This window comes from Psychromonas algicola (assembly GCF_004378355.1).
Taxonomy (GTDB): domain Bacteria; phylum Pseudomonadota; class Gammaproteobacteria; order Enterobacterales; family Psychromonadaceae; genus Psychromonas.
The window spans coordinates 1-17,000 of sequence record NZ_SNUB01000029.1 but is presented as its reverse complement, the minus strand read 5'-3'; the positions used below and the strand labels follow the sequence as shown (position 1 = coordinate 17,000).

22 protein-coding genes are annotated in these 17,000 nt (G+C 35.4%); 14 read left to right on the top strand and 8 right to left on the bottom strand.

Annotation, left to right across the window (positions count from 1 at the left end; genetic code table 11):
- Window positions 1-22 precede the first annotated feature (22 nt).
- Both E2R67_RS13170 and E2R67_RS13165 read right to left on the bottom strand, forming a co-directional pair.
- Entirely contained in the window at window positions 23-949 is a 927-nt protein-coding gene (locus tag E2R67_RS13170; protein WP_134291423.1) for a D-2-hydroxyacid dehydrogenase, read from the bottom strand.
- A 53-nt stretch (window positions 950-1,002) separates the two neighbouring features.
- On the bottom strand, window positions 1,003-1,746 hold the full coding sequence (locus E2R67_RS13165) for a hypothetical protein (RefSeq protein ID WP_134291422.1): 744 nt from the start codon (window positions 1,744-1,746) through the stop codon (window positions 1,003-1,005).
- Between the two features lie 201 nt (window positions 1,747-1,947).
- Between E2R67_RS13165 and E2R67_RS13160 the strand changes: the two genes are divergently transcribed.
- The 3 genes from E2R67_RS13160 (at window position 1,948) to E2R67_RS13145 (ending at window position 3,426) form a co-directional block, all read left to right on the top strand.
- Window positions 1,948-2,379, top strand: coding sequence for a DUF2753 family protein (locus E2R67_RS13160; protein ID WP_134291421.1), 432 nt, complete (start codon window positions 1,948-1,950; stop codon window positions 2,377-2,379).
- Window positions 2,380-2,595: 216 nt separating this feature from the next.
- Window positions 2,596-3,111 (top strand): superoxide dismutase, Ni, encoded by a 516-nt coding sequence (gene sodN, locus E2R67_RS13150; RefSeq protein WP_134291419.1) that lies wholly within the window; start codon window positions 2,596-2,598, stop codon window positions 3,109-3,111.
- A 3-nt stretch (window positions 3,112-3,114) separates the two neighbouring features.
- On the top strand, window positions 3,115-3,426 hold the full coding sequence (locus E2R67_RS13145; protein ID WP_134291418.1) for a S24 family peptidase: 312 nt from the start codon (window positions 3,115-3,117) through the stop codon (window positions 3,424-3,426).
- 13 nt (window positions 3,427-3,439) lie between these two features.
- Here E2R67_RS13145 and E2R67_RS13140 read toward each other — a convergent pair whose 3' ends face one another.
- The 3 genes from E2R67_RS13140 to E2R67_RS13130 form a co-directional block, all read right to left on the bottom strand.
- On the bottom strand, window positions 3,440-4,159 hold the full coding sequence (locus tag E2R67_RS13140; RefSeq protein WP_134291417.1) for a L,D-transpeptidase family protein: 720 nt from the start codon (window positions 4,157-4,159) through the stop codon (window positions 3,440-3,442).
- An 84-nt stretch (window positions 4,160-4,243) separates the two neighbouring features.
- The gene (locus tag E2R67_RS13135; RefSeq protein ID WP_134291416.1) at window positions 4,244-5,227 is read right to left on the bottom strand and encodes a hypothetical protein; all 984 of its coding nucleotides are present in this window, start codon (window positions 5,225-5,227) and stop codon (window positions 4,244-4,246) included.
- Between the two features lie 171 nt (window positions 5,228-5,398).
- The gene (locus tag E2R67_RS13130) at window positions 5,399-5,692 is read right to left on the bottom strand and encodes an antibiotic biosynthesis monooxygenase family protein (protein WP_134291415.1); all 294 of its coding nucleotides are present in this window, start codon (window positions 5,690-5,692) and stop codon (window positions 5,399-5,401) included.
- Between the two features lie 334 nt (window positions 5,693-6,026).
- Between E2R67_RS13130 and E2R67_RS13125 the strand changes: the two genes are divergently transcribed.
- Together E2R67_RS13125 and E2R67_RS13120 are read left to right on the top strand one after the other, a co-directional pair.
- The gene (locus E2R67_RS13125) at window positions 6,027-7,727 is read left to right on the top strand and encodes a B12-binding domain-containing radical SAM protein (RefSeq protein ID WP_243837024.1); all 1,701 of its coding nucleotides are present in this window, start codon (window positions 6,027-6,029) and stop codon (window positions 7,725-7,727) included.
- Between the two features lie 50 nt (window positions 7,728-7,777).
- Window positions 7,778-8,320 (top strand): YkgJ family cysteine cluster protein, encoded by a 543-nt coding sequence (locus E2R67_RS13120; protein ID WP_134291414.1) that lies wholly within the window; start codon window positions 7,778-7,780, stop codon window positions 8,318-8,320.
- A 248-nt stretch (window positions 8,321-8,568) separates the two neighbouring features.
- Here the strand turns inward: E2R67_RS13120 and E2R67_RS13115 are convergent, their stop codons facing one another.
- Window positions 8,569-10,206: an NAD(P)/FAD-dependent oxidoreductase gene (locus E2R67_RS13115; RefSeq protein ID WP_134291413.1), complete on the bottom strand. Its 1,638-nt coding sequence runs from the start codon at window positions 10,204-10,206 to the stop codon at window positions 8,569-8,571.
- A 334-nt stretch (window positions 10,207-10,540) separates the two neighbouring features.
- Between E2R67_RS13115 and E2R67_RS13110 the strand changes: the two genes are divergently transcribed.
- A complete protein-coding gene (locus tag E2R67_RS13110) occupies window positions 10,541-11,440 on the top strand; it encodes a LysR family transcriptional regulator (protein WP_134291412.1) in 900 nt (299 codons plus the stop codon).
- 11 nt (window positions 11,441-11,451) lie between these two features.
- Here E2R67_RS13110 and E2R67_RS13105 read toward each other — a convergent pair whose 3' ends face one another.
- The gene (locus tag E2R67_RS13105) at window positions 11,452-11,649 is read right to left on the bottom strand and encodes a hypothetical protein (RefSeq protein WP_166739390.1); all 198 of its coding nucleotides are present in this window, start codon (window positions 11,647-11,649) and stop codon (window positions 11,452-11,454) included.
- A gap of 113 nt (window positions 11,650-11,762) precedes the next feature.
- Between E2R67_RS13105 and sfsA the strand changes: the two genes are divergently transcribed.
- From sfsA to E2R67_RS13070, 7 genes are all read left to right on the top strand, one after another.
- Complete coding sequence (gene sfsA / locus E2R67_RS13100; protein WP_134291410.1) at window positions 11,763-12,458, top strand: DNA/RNA nuclease SfsA; 696 nt, start codon at window positions 11,763-11,765, stop codon at window positions 12,456-12,458.
- 53 nt (window positions 12,459-12,511) lie between these two features.
- Window positions 12,512-12,883 (top strand): hypothetical protein, encoded by a 372-nt coding sequence (locus E2R67_RS13095; RefSeq protein WP_134291409.1) that lies wholly within the window; start codon window positions 12,512-12,514, stop codon window positions 12,881-12,883.
- A 12-nt stretch (window positions 12,884-12,895) separates the two neighbouring features.
- A complete protein-coding gene (locus E2R67_RS13090) occupies window positions 12,896-13,132 on the top strand; it encodes a hypothetical protein (protein ID WP_134291408.1) in 237 nt (78 codons plus the stop codon).
- A gap of 13 nt (window positions 13,133-13,145) precedes the next feature.
- Complete coding sequence (locus E2R67_RS13085) at window positions 13,146-13,619, top strand: GNAT family N-acetyltransferase (RefSeq protein WP_166739392.1); 474 nt, start codon at window positions 13,146-13,148, stop codon at window positions 13,617-13,619.
- Between the two features lie 15 nt (window positions 13,620-13,634).
- On the top strand, window positions 13,635-14,012 hold the full coding sequence (locus E2R67_RS13080; RefSeq protein ID WP_134291406.1) for a hypothetical protein: 378 nt from the start codon (window positions 13,635-13,637) through the stop codon (window positions 14,010-14,012).
- Window positions 14,013-14,048: 36 nt separating this feature from the next.
- Entirely contained in the window at window positions 14,049-14,480 is a 432-nt protein-coding gene (locus E2R67_RS13075; protein ID WP_134291405.1) for a hypothetical protein, read from the top strand.
- 212 nt (window positions 14,481-14,692) lie between these two features.
- Window positions 14,693-15,850 (top strand): GGDEF domain-containing protein, encoded by a 1,158-nt coding sequence (locus E2R67_RS13070; RefSeq protein WP_243837023.1) that lies wholly within the window; start codon window positions 14,693-14,695, stop codon window positions 15,848-15,850.
- Window positions 15,851-15,946: 96 nt separating this feature from the next.
- Here the strand turns inward: E2R67_RS13070 and E2R67_RS13065 are convergent, their stop codons facing one another.
- On the bottom strand, window positions 15,947-16,357 hold the full coding sequence (locus E2R67_RS13065) for a beta-sandwich lipoprotein (protein WP_134291404.1): 411 nt from the start codon (window positions 16,355-16,357) through the stop codon (window positions 15,947-15,949).
- 316 nt (window positions 16,358-16,673) lie between these two features.
- Here E2R67_RS13065 and E2R67_RS16675 point away from each other — a divergent pair, with 316 nt between their 5' ends.
- Window positions 16,674-16,841, top strand: coding sequence for a hypothetical protein (locus tag E2R67_RS16675; protein ID WP_166739391.1), 168 nt, complete (start codon window positions 16,674-16,676; stop codon window positions 16,839-16,841).
- Window positions 16,842-17,000: the final 159 nt, after the last annotated feature.

Sequence of the window (17,000 nt, the reverse complement as noted above, 5' to 3'; positions counted from 1 at the left end):
AAAGCGCTCAAGTAAAAACGAATTACTCAGAGAAACTCACAATATTCTGCACCACTTTTTCTAATAAACATTGGCGCGCTTCTACACTTGCCCAAGCGGTATGAGGTGTCACAACAAGTCGATGCGATGCTTTTATTGATAAATAAGGATGTTCAGCCAACATAGGCTCTTCCGCTAATACATCCGTTGCATGATAAAAGTCCTGCTTATCCAAGGCTTCAGCCATGGCTTGTTCATCAATAATACCGCCACGGCCTAAATTCATGATCACCGCGCCCGATTTTAATAACTTCAATTCTTTCATCGCGATTAAATTTTCTGTTTGTGCATTTAATGGCGCATGAATAGAAATAACATCACATTCACTTAATAAACTTTCTAGGCTTATTTGAGGAATACTTTGTTGTGTATTCTTCCCAGAAGTAGAGTGATAACAAACATCGCAACCAAATGCATTAGCAAGCTCAGCAACTCGTTGCCCTATTTCGCCAAAACCAATGATGCCCCAACGTTTGCCTTTAAGTTCAAAAAAAGGACGTTCAATATGTGTAAAAACAGGGCTATCACACCATTGCTTTTGACTAATATAATTATCGTAATAACGACTTTGATGCATTAATTGAAATAACAAAGAGAAGGTAGATTGCGCAACGCTTTCAGTAGAATAACCCGATACATTTTTAACGGTGATCCCTGCTTTCTCTGCCGCGATTAAATCAACATTATTAGTCCCAGTTGCAGCAATACAAATCAACTTTAACTGTGGGTTATCTTTCATATGTTGCGCAGTGATCAACACTTTATTAGTGATCACAACATCTTGCCCAGTTAGCCTTTCGGCCGTTTGATCAGCATTGGTGGTTTGAAAAACACTTAATTCGCCAAGATGATCAAAAACAGAAAGATCACTATCGCCCATGGTTAATGCATCTAAGAATACTATTTTCATCTTTATTCCTTCTCTCTATTGCAATCTAAAGTTAAAATTAGAATGAGTTTAAATCAATCAAGCTTAACAAGCTTTTCAGTTTCTGTTTGATAATTAACTTGATAAAACTCTTCTGCGCCAAGAAATATTTTAAATTTAACCTCATCCGCTTTAGCTACTTTTTCAAACATAGATGAGTTTATTATTTTTTCGCAGAGCATAAAGAAATTATTCTCTGCAGATTTCATTAAGCGAGTGAAAGCAAAACCGATATCTAAATCTAAATATGAAGAAACCTCATATTGCTCCTCTCCTGAAAAAATCAAAGTGGTCTTCATCGCTTCACTAGAAAACGTAACCTCTTCCAACTTCGTTAATGCATGTTCAATAATACTCTTATTAAGATAATCAAGCACCACTGCCGTTGCTTGCTCTAAGCTATAATCAAATTCATCTTTAACTCCATTTAAAGGCTCTCCAACCATATTGTCAAAATAACAAAATTGAAATCCTTCTCGTAATGGTAACGATAAGAAAGCAGTATCAGTTTTTAATTCTTCATAAAATGCTTCTACAGCTTCACAGATTAACTTCATTTCATCATAATCAAACACATCAAATTCGGACAAATCAATATTATTTTCATAGGGAAAACTCCATGGGAACTCCTCAAGTTTCCATTTAGCAAATGTAATAAAAGCACCATAATTATCGAACCAAAAAATCATTGAACCAATATTTTCACCATTGATAGCTAATGGAACCATCTCATCAACCTGTTCTTTTAATTGTTTAATCAGTGATTTTTTGCGTTCCATGTTTTTTCCTCTTTCTATAATTAACCCTAAAATACATTAATTTATGTTAACTCTATAGTTAATTTTAATATCCTTATAAAGCGCATTGCTGAAAAAATAAAGAAATGAACTGAAATAACACTTTACAAATCAAACCTTAATGCAGATAATTAAATGATAATAAATATCATTAAGATTTAATCAAAAATAAAAGGTTAAAAAATGGCAGCATGGCAACAATTTATGAATCAAGGTAATCACTTATTTACCCATCAAAAATGGTGCGATGCATTAGGTTATTACAACAAAGCAATCACCCTATTAGAAAATTCAATAACGACTGAAAATGCTGATATACAACAAGTCATTCAAGGTTGGATATGCGGTTATCATAATGTTGCTACAACTTACGAGCAACAGGGGCTAATCAAACTTAGCCGTGATGCTTTAGTTAAACCATTCAAACAAATGTTAGCTCTTTCTTGTAATCCAAAAGCATCACAGGAAATGCAATTAACAGCTAGTTCAGCATTAAAAATGACACTTCCACCACTCTTAGAATTTGCTAAAAACCATCCTAGTGAATTTAAATTTATCAACCAAGTTGTAGAGCAACTCAATACTTATGACCAATTAGGTCATTCATTACATTAATTTAGAGGTAAATAATGTTCAAAAATTTAAAACAAAAATGCGCGTTAGTTTTTTTGAGTGCAACACCCTTAAGTGCCTTTGCACATGCCGGACATGACCATCATTCTAATTGGTCTTTTTTAATTCATGCAATATGGCTAGCTCCCATTATATTAGTGGGCTACATCATTATGAATGTAATGAAAAACAAAAAATCACCATCCAAGGGGAAATAGAATGTTACATACTATGATGCAATATTTAGATAAAAAAAACGCATTCAACACGGTATCTGCACACTGTGATATTCCTTGTAAAATCTATGATCCAAGTGCTGCACAGATTGCCGTACTAACCATTATTCGAATGGTTGATCTGATCAATGAGCTAAAAGAATTACAAACAGCAGACATAATAGACCTTACAAGTATGTCAGAATTACAGCGTTTAATTGCTCAAAAAGAAGAGCATGGTATTAAAGTCAAACAAGAAATCACAACCATTTGGGGGGATTATATCAAAGCGCCACAGTTAGCCGCATTTCCTGAGTTACATGAATTAACGCATTCAATTATGTTGTTAAGTTCAAAGGCAAAACAAACCATAGATAAAGAAATAAGCTTAGCTTTACTAGAAAAAGTGAATCGTTTTGCTGAAATATTTTGGGAAACGAAAGGCGTCAAAACTTACACTGCGACTTGCCCTTATCCTCCTCAACAAGACGTTGTTTATCCTGATTTAAAAGGCGCTTAATTTTTGTTAAGTATTAATAAAGTTGTCGGAAAAAGTATGTCTCCTCATATTCCACACGGCAGCTATCTTATTTTTCATCATCTAATTTTTTCTCGTTTATTAAAACGAGGAAAAATAGTTAAAGTAAAACACCCTACTTACGGATTAATTGTAAAAGAAATAATTGAAATTGATCATCAAGGCCGTTATTGGCTTGAAGGATTAGATATAGATAGCATTAATACGCTTGAAATGGGGGCGATTGATTTAAACATGATCACTGGTATTGTTGCTTTTACTATAAGAAATAAACACAACGTGAGAAAAACACTATAATTTTAAATAATTGTTATTTTTCACCAAAAATATACTTCCCATTAATCACCTCAACATTAGGAGGTTGTTTATGTTCATTAAAATAATCGTAACCTTCTTTAAGGTTTAACCAAAATGGGTACCATTGATTGCTTTTATGTTTTGCTAGCGTTTTATCATCAAGCTTAAAGGGGAATGAATGGACTCTAAAAAAAGGTTGACCAGACTTTAAGGCCGCAGCAGCCAATGCATATATTTCATCAACATAATCATCCGTGATTGCGTAACAACCAATTGAAACACAATTACCGTGAACCATTAATGCGCTACCCGTGCGGCCGTGAAAACGATCGTATCGATTTGGATAACCTAAATTAAACGCAAGGTGATAACTGCTCCACGGATTTAAACGCCTAGCATTTACAAAATAAAAACCTTCAGGACTTTGATTATCACCTTCTCGTATTTTCGGCCCTAAATTTCCAGAAAAATAACAAATATCGTAATCTTTAAAATGAACATATAGCCCATTTTTAGATTCAACCCAAACCTCTAGAACACCGGGATCTTTAAAAATACGAATGAAAATAGGGGCGCCGTATTCTAAATCTAATGCAGACAAAGCTTGTTTTAAAGGTAATTCAACACGTGCAATCGCCCTTTCCGATCTCGCACTACTTGGAATTTCAGCAGCAAAAGATTGAAAACAGAAACAAGCTGAAATCAGCAATAGAATAGATTTTAATTTATTCATAGGATTTATAGCACACAAGTATTTCTACATTTAAAAGAGTTTAAACCGCATTAACATAAGCTAATACGGTGGCTTGTTCAAAATTTACTTATTATTTTCAGGAAGGCTTGTTGCAAACCCCACACCACCAAACACTAGTATATTTGGGATAAATTCACACTCAGCGCAGAACTCAGGTGTGTTTTGTCGTGTGACAGCAAGACGAGCATTAGTTCCCATCACAAAATGAGCGCCAGCCGTTTCTGCGTATTCAAGTACATTAGATTGAGGAGTACGGAAATTCATAGTAAAAGTATTACCGTATTTCTTTTTCCAGCCATTCATAATTGAATGCTCACCAGTATCTTCATAACCCGCAATAATCAATCCTGACTTAGGATCAGCTATCGCAGCCAGAATCTCTTCGGCGGAATTCAATTTCATAGTGGGATCTTTAAAAGGTGTGCGCGTCCGTACAACAGACATATTTAAAGGGTAGTAAGCAGGCGACATATAAGAAAGTGCTTTACGACGAGCATTAATGGCATAAGCGCCGCCGATAATATCGTAACAATTTTCAATTGACCCCGTATTGAGCTTAACGCAATCTTGATCGTTATCAGTGGCTAACCACTTATACATATCGTTATTACCGACTTTACTGGTGTACTCAACCCAATCCAGTTTAATATTTTTATTGTAGTGAGCGTTTAATTTATCTTGAATAATAGCCCAATATTCAACAGAAAGGCCAATCGGCTCATTATCTTTACCCGGCATAGACCAAGGTGAACCAACGGCGATCCATCCCAGTCGTAAGGTTTCAGTATCAAGCACACGTTGCAATAACGAGCCTTTTTCAATACTGGTTGGATATTTATAATCAGTTGAATTAACGAGAGATTTATCATTATTAAAATCAGGAACAGGCATTCCATAATTCGCTAACACTTGCAAATAACGAGCATCTTCTATTGCTTCCCCCATTGCTGCTGACATAGCTTGATGAAGTGCCTCCGATGCATTAACCGTTGTAGCACAAACGGTTGCAGTTAACATTGTTGAAGCTATTAATACTTTTTTAATCATGTTATTTCCCTAATTTACATTATAAAAATGATCAATGAAGAAGTCGCTTATAAAGACCTTATTATAAAATTGAAGTGGCAGTGAAATTATCTTTCTTTAATTTAAGGTAGCTGAATTATAGATTCTGACAACTAAATAACATCTTTCAGAAATGATTAAAGGAAGCAGGTTCTATTCATTAAATTTATACTCACGTTTAATTTCTACAACCTGAACAGTGTACGACTCATACCATTTCTTACGACCAGCATCTTGCGCGAGTGAATGTTCTGAATCGCTTTTCCACTGTCTAATCGCTTCTTCGGTTTCCCAATAAGAAATGGCAATTTCTTGGTCACCTTCAGTGACGGCAATAAAATCGAGACAGCCGTATTTTTCAAATGCGAGTTCACGCATTCTAGCGACTGTTTTACCGTATTCTTCATCTTGAATACCAGGTTTTGCTTTAAAGATAACTGCAAACATTGGGGTTCCTTAATCAGTCTAGGAGATGCCTGACTTTTAAATCAATAAACGTGTAGGGAGCAAGTATATTAACATCATTATATAGCCTAGCTACTCTGCAATCTCTGTATTCCAAGAAGTTACACTTTATGTTTATATCGTTCTACCATATCTTTATGGCTTTCAGTTTCATCAACTCCAGAAACTAAGAATAAGGCATTAGCAGATTGATTTTTGTTCCATACCCTGCATATTTAGCGGGCATTTAAGACTCTCTTAATAATGTCACATTCAAAATAACTACCCTACTTCGCTGTTTTTGATATAGCGAAAAAACATCCGCTGAATAAATTTAATGATTGCTGTATTATTCGCACATATTTTCCAAATACTGAAGACTTCAACGGTTATGCAACAATTCGGCAATGAACTTATAGACATTAATCTGATAGACAGTGATCTAATAAACGATGATCTGAATATCAAAGAAACAGGAACAGCTTCCACTGTTATGCCTCCTGTTATCAAAGGAGCATTGCCACCTAAAATTGTGTTAGCGACCATCAATGCTAAATATATCCATTCAAGTTTGGGCTTACGTTACCTGTATGCAAATTTAAAAGAATTGCAGCCTATTGCTGAGATTAAAGAATTTGTAATTCAAACGTGGCCGATTGATATTGTTGAGCAAATTTTAGCGTCAAAACCAACCATCGTTGGATTTGGTGTTTATATTTGGAATATCGTTGAAACGACGAATGTTGTTAGCCTTTTAAAAGTGATCGCACCGGAAGTTAAAGTCGTGTTAGGCGGTCCTGAAGTGAGCTATGAATCAGAGCAACAAGCAATAGTACAAACTTCAGATTATGTATTAACGGGCGAAGCAGATATTAGTTTCTATGAGTTATGTAAGGATCTAATTAATAATAAAGAGCCTGAGAACAAAATTTCAAAGTCTAAACCTGTTAATTTAGATGATCTTGAAATGCCTTACCAATATTATAGCGATGAAGATTTAAAGAATCGCTTACTCTATGTTGAAGCGTCTCGTGGTTGTCCTTTCAAATGCGAATTTTGTTTATCGTCTTTAGACACTAAATCCAACCCTTACGAGTTAACTACCTTCTTAAAGCAGATGGAAGTTTTGTATGAACGTGGTGCGCGTAACTTTAAATTTATTGATAGAACCTTTAATTTAGACATTAAAACGTCATTACAAATTATGCAGTTTTTCTTAGACAGAATGACTGATGATTTGTATTTGCACTTTGAAGTGGTACCCGATCATTTACCACGTAAACTCAAAGAAATGTTAGCGCAGTTCCCTGAAGGTAGTTTGCAGTTTGAAGTGGGTATTCAAACCTTTAACCAAGAAGTGCAAGCCAACATTAGCCGTAAACAAAACAACCCTAAATCCAAAGATAATTTAATTTGGTTAAAAGAAAATACAACGGCGCATATCCATGCTGACTTAATTTTTGGTTTACCGGGTGAAACCTTTGAAAGTTTTAAAGATAGTTTTAATCAGCTTTATGTTTGTAAACCGCATGAAATCCAAATGGGTATTTTGAAACGTCTTAAAGGCAGCCCAATCATTCGTCATACTGAAGCCTTTGATTTACGTTTTAATCCATTACCGCCCTTTAATATTTTAAGCACAGACAGAATTGATTTTGCAACAATGCAGTTGGTGAATCGTTTTGCACGTTACTGGGATATGATTGGTAATTCAGGCCGTTTTAAACATTCATTAGGTCATATTTTAAAAGACAACCCCTTTGAAAATTTTATGGCGATCACCGATTGGTTATTTGAACAAACGGGACAAACCCATAAAATTAACCTTAAACGATTATTTGAATTAATGTCTCAAGCCGTTGAAGCTTTGTTTCCAGAAATGCATGAAAGTGTTTTACCTAAAATTGAGATGGATTACACCGCATCAAGATTAAAAGGTGTATTTAGTACGCTTAATCTCTATGCAGCACAAAAGAAACAAACAACGGGTAAAAGCCAAAGTAAATTACTACATCGTCAAAAACAGCATAGTCAATAAGTATCTAATTAACGATTTAACCAACAATAAAGAACAAATGAGTAGTTAGTATGAGTGAAGATAACGAATCACATTTAGTCGCAAACCGAGAATGTGGCGAATGCACAGCTTGTTGTGTTGAGCTGCTAATTGACGATAAAGACTTCAAAAAGCCAGCTGAACAAGCTTGTGAAAATCTAATGGAAACTGGTGGTTGTAAAATTTATCAACATAGACCATCGGTTTGCCAAGAATGGTATTGTGCATGGCGCTTTATGGGACAATTAGATGAAAGCTGGCGACCTGACCGTTCAGGTATTATGCTGCGTTCCGATGAAAATGGCATTATTTTTCAACCTATCCAAAACCCTAGAGAAGTATTAATCAGAGACAGAGCGATTGAGTTAATTGGCGGAGGCGTTGCGCAAGGCATTCCAATGTCGTTATCCATTCCTACAAAATCAGGATTTCGCAGTTATGGTTTATCACTCAATGAGCCGTTAGAAGAAGCAGTGGCCTCTAGAAACCTAGTGGTAATTCAAGATAAATTATTAGAATTGATCGACTTTGCCGCTTCACAAAATACAAGCCCGATCCCTATTCTTGAAGTTTAAGTTTTAATTCCAAAAAACAGATAATAAAAAAGGTGATAATGCTTTTAAGCAATGATCACCTTTTTTATTTTATATATCTATATAACAGCTAAAAGTTAAGCGTTTAATACCAATTGCGTTAAATATGTTATCTAAATTTTGCGAAGAAAAAACAGTTCAATTCAAGGTATAAATTGACGTAAATGGCTGTTCCCTTTACGAAATTTATAACGAAGAAGTGGGCTGTTTTAGCCAGTAAAATAGATAAGCTATTTATCGTGATTGGTATAATCAGCCAACATTTTTAACGCAACTGCTTCTGCGATTTTAATACCGTCAATACCAGCGGATAAAATCCCCCCTGCATAACCCGCACCTTCACCACCTGGATATAAACCTTTGGTGTTGATACTTTGGAAATCTGCACCACGTTTAATTTGAATTGGCGAAGATGTACGCGTTTCAACACCCGTTAGCATGGCATCTTTGCTATCAAACCCACGAATTTTCTTGGCAAAAGCAGGGAGCGCTTCACGAATCGCATCAATAGCAAATTGTGGTAACGCATCACTTAAGTCAGTCATTTTAACGTTAGGTTTGTAAGAAGGTTCAACATTCTCATAAGGCTTGCCTTGGCCTGCAGCTAAGAAGTCTCCCACCATTTGCGCAGGAGCATCATAGTTACTACCGCCCATCACATAAGCATTACGCTCTAATTTACGTTGTAACGCAACGCCTTGCATTGGGTCATTGTTAAAATCTTCAGGTGAAATACCAACAACAATTGCACTGTTTGCATTACGTTCGCTACGTGAATATTGGCTCATTCCGTTTGTTACCACCGCATGCTCTTCCGACGTTGCAGCCACCACCACACCACCTGGACACATACAGAAACTATAAACACTACGGCCATTCTCACAATGATGTACCAGTTTATAATCCGCTGCACCTAAAATGGGATGCCCTGCATTTTTACCAAAACGCGCTTGGTCAATCATCTCTTGTTTATGTTCAATACGGAAACCAATAGAGAATGATTGTGCGTCCATATGTACGCCTTTGTCATATAACATTTGGAAAGTATCACGCGCACTGTGACCGATAGCTGCGGTTACGTAACGAGAGTTAATCACTTCGCCACCTTTTAAGGTTACGCCTGTCACTTGTTTATGACCATCAACCTCTTCCATATTAATTTCTTCAACGCGCGTTTCAAAACGGATCTCACCGCCAAGTTCAATAATTTTACGACGCATTTTCTCAACCATGGTCACTAGCTTATAAGTACCAATATGCGGTTTACTTACGTAAATGATTTCAGCTGGCGCACCCGCAGCAACAAATTCTTGTTTTACTTTTAAGCCTTTAAAACCAGGATCTTTCACTTGGCTATATAATTTACCGTCGGAGAAAGTCCCTGCGCCACCTTCACCAAATTGCACATTAGATTCTGTATTTAACTCACTAGTTCGCCAAAAACGGAAGGTATCTTTTGCACGCTCATGTACCGATTTACCACGCTCTAATACAATAGGCTTGAATCCCATTTGCGCTAAAATCAATGCGACAAACAAACCACAAGGCCCCATTCCAATCACAATCGGGCGTTCAGTTAAGTTTTCAGGAGCCGTTGCGACATATTGATAGTCAGTATCTGGAGAAACTCGTACGTTTTGATCGGCTTCTAAGCTTTTTAACAATGCAGCTTCATCTACATCCGTTAAGGTCACATCTAATGTATAAATTAACGTAATATTATTTTTCTTACGCGCATCATAACCACGTTTGAATATATGAATATTAACCAATTGCTGTTCAGTAATATTAAGCTTTGTTAATACAGACTGCTGCAGTTCACTTTGTTCGTGATCCAGTGGTAATTTAACTTGGTTAAGACGTATCATGATTCACCTAGTATGTGGCTTAAAAAATAAGCGCGTAGTTTACGTGATTTGTATTTGAAATGCAGTATAAATAGCATGCAGTTACTCAGTAGATTATTCATTCCTAAGCAGCATTACTTTTTAAAGTTTGATTAAATACACAACACACAAATAGTTCGAAATTTAAACAGACAATTCCACGCTAAAACGCTAATAATAGCGAAAATAAAAAGTTATTTTAAAACAACAGGATACTGAACACCTAAAAACTTAATAATTATGCGTATTGCATAGTCGATAAATAGAGGTAATATAGAGACATTATCAACAATGTATTGACAATGGATTAAATGAAATGGATACCTTTGATGGCTTAAAAGCGGTGATAGCCGTTGTACAGACTGGCTCTTTCACTGCTGCGGGTGAGCGTTTAGGACTCTCTAAAGCCCTAGTCAGCAAGTATGTTGCTCAAGTAGAAAAGCAATTAGGCGTCCGATTGTTTAACCGTTCGACAAGACGCTTGGCATTAACCGAAGCGGGTAACATTTATTACCAAGATGCGATGCCATTAGTTGAAAGTATTACACAACTAACTGATAAAGTCTCAGGCGCGGAAGCCGATCCTAGTGGTTTGTTACGTGTTAGCGCTTCTTTAACCTTTGGTGACACTTGCCTTGCAAAAGCGTTACCAGAGTTTTTAGCTCACTATCCAAATTTGCAAGTTGAATTGCAACTTTCCGATCGTAAAGTAGATATGTTAGAAGAAGGTATTGACCTTGTTATTCGCATTGGCACAGTTGATGATTCAACGTTAGTTTCTAAAAAAATTAATACTTTTCCACTTGTTCTATGCGCATCACCAGATTATCTCGCTCAACATGGTATGCCGAAATATCCCGATGATATAAAGCAACATAACTGTATCGTGGATAGTAATTTTAAAATAGGTAAACAATGGCCATTTATGGATGAAAGAGGTTTGCAAGGGGTGATGAGTATCAACTCAAATGTTTCTGTAAACAGCCCTCGTTCTGTAAAAGAGTTTGCCTTAGCGGGAGTAGGAATTGCGTTAGTGCCTAAATATATTGTTGAAGATGCGCTGAACAACGGCTCATTACAACTTGTATTGCCTGAATATCGAATGCAATCATTCTCTATGTATGCAGTGTATCCGCACCGTAAATATCTCGCGCAAAAAACACGTTCATTTGTAGATTTTCTAATTGAAAATTTTTCAGGAAAAATCTCACTTTAATACGAGATAAATTAATGTGCTTGTTTATAAATCGCAATAGGAACAGCACAAGGTATCGTTTGTAAATGCTTAGAGCAATTTGTTAAACAAAGTTGAGTCACTTGCTTTTTTGACTCGCTATTCAAACAGCGAAAATCAGCGGCACATAAAACACCTTGCTCAAATAAATGCGTTAATTTATCTTGGTCTATTTCAATTTGAATAGTCATTTTGTTCTCCATTTATCCAACCCAATTAATGATAATGGTTATCATTTAAATAGTAAAGAGCAAATTGTTACTAAAGTGTTGCCAAATAGTTAATCACCAATAAGAAGTGAAAGATGATATTCCAAACTCCCTTAAAAAAAGCAGTATTGATTAAGCGTTATAAACGATTTTTAGCCGATGTTGTATTAGAAGATGGCACAGAGACCACTATCTATTGTGCAAATACAGGCGCAATGACTGGCTGTGCAGAAGCTGGTGATACAGTCCTTTACAGTACTTCTGACAATAAAAAACGCAAATATCAATATACTTGGGAATTCACAATCACACAGCAAGGACACTGGATTTGTGTGAATACAGCCAAGGCAAACTCACTGGTGGCAGAAGCTATTGCACAACAACAAATCCCTGAATTATTAGGTTATGAACACTGTAAAGCGGAAGTGAAATACGGAGAAGAAAACAGTCGAATCGATTTTTTATTAACAGATGAACATAAAGTTGATTGCTATATTGAAGTAAAAAGTTGCACTTTATTAGATGAGCGAGAACAGGCAAACAACGGCTATTTCCCTGATGCAGTGACCACTCGCGGACAAAAACATTTACGCGAATTAATTGAAATGAAACAACAAGGCCATCGCAGCGTGCTTTTATTTGCCGTGTTACACTCTGGCATAAAATCTGTTCAGCCAGCTGATTTCATTGATAAAAAATATGCAGCATTATTTGATCAAGCTAAAATAGCTGGTGTAGAAGTACTTTATTATTTCCCTAATTTGAGCGACTATCTTATTACTACAAAATAATAATAAAAAAACATATTGCTAAAAATGCACAAATAAATCACAAGGAAACCAGTATGAAGACTATTTTCTTATTTATTTTATTAAGCTTTTCTTTTTCTGCTTTTGCCAATGACAACTGCCAACAAGTTGCAGAAGGTTATGAAGATACAGATGAAATGTATGTTGTATGCGATGACTTATCAATATTTCCCCTTGTAGAAATCAATCAAAAAATGAAAGCCATTATGGAACAATATGAAGGAGAACCCGACGAAATTGTGGTTTACTTTGTTTCATCAAGCAATGCCATTAGTAAATCTTATAAAGCCTTGTCTTCTCAAGAACTCGTCGCCCTTTATTACACTCATGACAGTCTACTCACCTTATGGCCAAAGATAGCTTCACGTAAGAAAGAAATGCTTTTGGAATGGGAAAGCTCAATTTAATAGTGAGAAATAATGAAACCATTTACTATTAGCCGCCTTAATTGCGCGCAAGGTATATTCAAAATTGTAGGCTTATTCGAACCAACAAAGGAAAAAAATTTTACTGTTGAAATCACTTCCATTGAGATGATGGGTACTGATGGCTGGGTATTATTAGATCAAAAAAATAGCCCTGTTATCAATTTAATGAATGACTTACACTCAGTTATTATTCATCACCTGCAAGCGAATGCCTTTAATGGGCTTTAATAAGGAAAGTGTCATGTTTACCATTAAATTAGATGATTTATCAGGCCCAGAAATCATCGCTCTATTAGAAGAGCATTTAAGTGATATGCAAGCCACCTCGCCACCAGAAAGTAAACATGCACTTGATTTAACTGCCCTAAAAGATCCTAGCGTTAAATTTTGGACAATTTGGGAAGGTAATCAGTTAGCTGGATGTGCCGCTTATAAAGCGTTAAATAAAGCCCACGCAGAAATAAAATCAATGCGAACCGCTAGCAACTATAAAAAGCAAGGCGTTGCTTCTAGGCTACTTAAATATCTCATTGAAAATGCCACTTTAAGTGGTTATCAAACATTAAGTTTAGAAACAGGTTCGATGGCTTATTTCGAACCTGCTCATGCTTTATATCAAAAACACGGGTTCAGCTTTTGTGGTCCTTTTTCCGATTACAAAGAAGATCCGAATAGCCTGTTTATGACTTTAACGCTAGAAAAAAATTGTAATTAAAAATAAGGATCACCTTTGAAAAAATTAACTTTATTTGTTTATCCATTCATTTGTCTTTATATTATTTTCAATTTATTAGTGTTAGATGACTTCTTGATTTTTATCGACCCAGTATCACTAATAAGTGTATTGCTACCTACTATTGGCGTTTTATTTATGCATAAAAATATAGCAGTAAATCAAACGTTAGCGGTAAGCTTAAAAGTTTGTTGGTTTAGTGGAGGCTTAACTTTTCTATACGGCATCATTTTAACTTTTAGCTATGTAGGAAATGACCTTCAAATAATATTACCAAGCATTGCCGTTTCTTTATTGCCTCTTTTTTATTGTTTTATTATTAGCCTTCTCTATGCGCCTTATTTGTATTTAGCTAATCAAGAAACAAATCAATAAGCACATAATTTCACCAGTAATATTAAAGGAATAAACATGTCAGAAAAAACTGATTACGATAACCCCGAGTTCATCAATACAATGAAAAAATGCAAAGTTTTCTATATTAAAGATCCCAGAGGTGGACATTATAATGATGGCTATGAGTTACTCTGTGTACTTAAACGTACCAATAAACAAGACTACCTTAGCCTCTTGGATGAATTAGGTGTCAAGTATACTCTCTATACACAAAAGCCTGAGCAATGGACACCACCACCTTTTGAAGAGGAAGGACAAAAATTATGGATTACTTATGAAAGCCAACACAATTGTTTTGGATTTAACACGAATGTGCAACTAGGTCCTTCGGAATATTATATTTTATTTAACTTTAATCAGAAGAGTCATTACGATGTATTCTTAGATGATGTTAAAAATGCATTCGCCTTTGAGCAGGAATTATTAGCAAGAGGTTTAATAAAGTAACCTCTCTATAAAAGCCTTGTTGTACTTATGATATAAATCAGAGTACTTAAAAATACTCCTTATTTATTTTTAAAATAAGGTATATTAGGCAACAAGTTAACGAATTGAAGCAAATAAATGGCTCATTCAAAAGTTAGTTAAATATTGATTAGGTGGGATAGAATTTGTTGCAATTTTTTAAAGGGGTCAAGACCACAACATTTAGTTTGTTAATGGCAAGCCTCTGTTTTACTTTATTAAATTACTTCCCTCAAGTATGGACGCCATGGCTTTCTGTGATTGATATGCTATTACCTATCACACTAGTCGTCACCGCTATCTTTGCCGCTTATTTCAATCATAGCCGTATCACTCTTTTAGCAGGCGTGCTTCTTGTTCTTTCTCTCAGTGAAAAATTTGCCTTACCTTGGTCACAATGGCTTGTTCAAAATGAAACGTGGGTTGTCTTAAATAACTTATTTCTATTGGTTGGGCTCTCTTTTCTTAAAGATCGTGGTTTATTATCTATACATGGATTACATAGGCTAGTTGTTTTAGCGGTTATCGCAGGTTTAGCTTACGGCTGGTTACACTTTGATGCTTGGGTATTAAATCTTACTAAACAAGGTGAATTAGGAAGTTTTCAATTTTTAGCGCCTTGGTTACATTATTTATTAACCGTCATCCCCTGCTCTGTTGTTTTGCTCATTTTGTTCTGTAGAAGTATTACACAAGCTTCAAGTTTTTCTGCTGCATTACTGAACACTTGTTTATTGTTTATCGCTGAGCATTATTACTACATCAGTTTTCCATGGGAAATTAATTACTTTATTTTTGCTTTATATTATTTATTAGTAGTGATTGTTGACTCTTATTTCTTAGCTTACCGTGATGATTTAACAGGCTTACCTTCACGTAGAGCACTCAACCAATTAGCATTATCTTTAGGTCGAAAATACACAGTAGCCATGTTAGATATTGATCACTTCAAAAAATTTAATGATACTTTTGGACATGATATAGGTGACCAAGTACTTAAATTAGTCGCAGCACGTATAGGTGAAGTAAAAGGTGGTGGTAAAGCTTTCCGTTACGGTGGAGAAGAGTTCACAGTGGTATTCCCTCGTAAAAATCATGACCAAGTAATAGAAGCGCTGGAAACCGTTCGTCAAACCATCGCTGATTATGCGGTTACGATCAGAAACCCGGTACGAAGTAACAAACAAGATCGTAAAGATTCAGTAAGAATGGGCACCAAACAAGTAAGAGTTACCATCTCTATTGGTGTTGCGAGTAGAAAAAACAAACAAGAGTTTAGTGAGGTGCTAAAAGGTGCCGATCAAGCGTTATATCGAGCGAAAAACAAAGGCCGTAATAACGTTTCTAAATAAGTATTCCAATCTATAAAAAATACCCAAGCATTTAACTGCTTGGGTATTTATCTCAAAGGCTTATTTCTTATCAAAGAAGCTTACCTTCAACAGTATCTATTTTGTTAATGTTTCTGTTAAATCTTTTGCTGAACCTTCAACGTCGATATTAGGAATAATTGTTTGTGGCTTCCAAATGATTCGGTTGTGGTAAGTACTCACACCAACACCATCAATTTGCTCAGCAAAATAAGTTACGTTGTCAGATAACCCAAGGAAATGTTTTTTATATTCCTTTGGACCTGTTTTACAAGTGACTTCAAGCTGTCTATTTAAATCACTAATAGAACATTTACCAACTAGCTCAAGCATGTATTCACCATTAATACCGTTGTAAAACACAACACGTCTATCAATTTCAAATTGGTCTGCAGCTTTTGATAAGTTATTTGATGCAATTGACGCATCTGAACAACCATTCAAAAGTGCAATAGCTAATAAACCACCAGCTAGTTTAAATATATGCATTTTTATTTCTCCGTTTTTAAATCTATTTGCGTTAAATCTAAACCGATTTAACCAATCAAATGGGGTATGATTTTAATATTATGAACGAAATATAGCTTAATATCGACAAAACCAACAGAGTATAAAACTTAACCTATCACTTAGCTCTTATTTTAACTCCTAATTGAAGCAGATATTTTTAACCTTTAATTACAAATTTGATGCGTGTAGTAATGACAAATAATAATTACTTTTTAGAAAGTATAGCAAATGGAATAACACAGCCATTGCAGATTTTGATGAAGAAATAGAATGCCGTCACCAAGATAGTTACGAAATGCTTATTGCGATTTTTGGCAAAAGCTTTTCTGAAAAAGAGTTAATAGAAGCCACTGATACTGAGTTACAAGATGTTGCTAAACATATGAAAAGGATTTTTGAACTGGATGAAACACCAACATTCAATGTGGCTAAAGATATTATCGCTAAAGCGCTAATGCAATGAATTGGTTATTAAAACTCAAGTAACACCATTTATTTTCAAGACCCTGTAAATAATTCTGTGTAATTACCATTTTTACAGATGTTTTTTCAAGCGGTCTTCAAACTCTATTATAAACCGATTCATGGCAGCTCTCCAACTATGGATCGGTTTTGACCATTT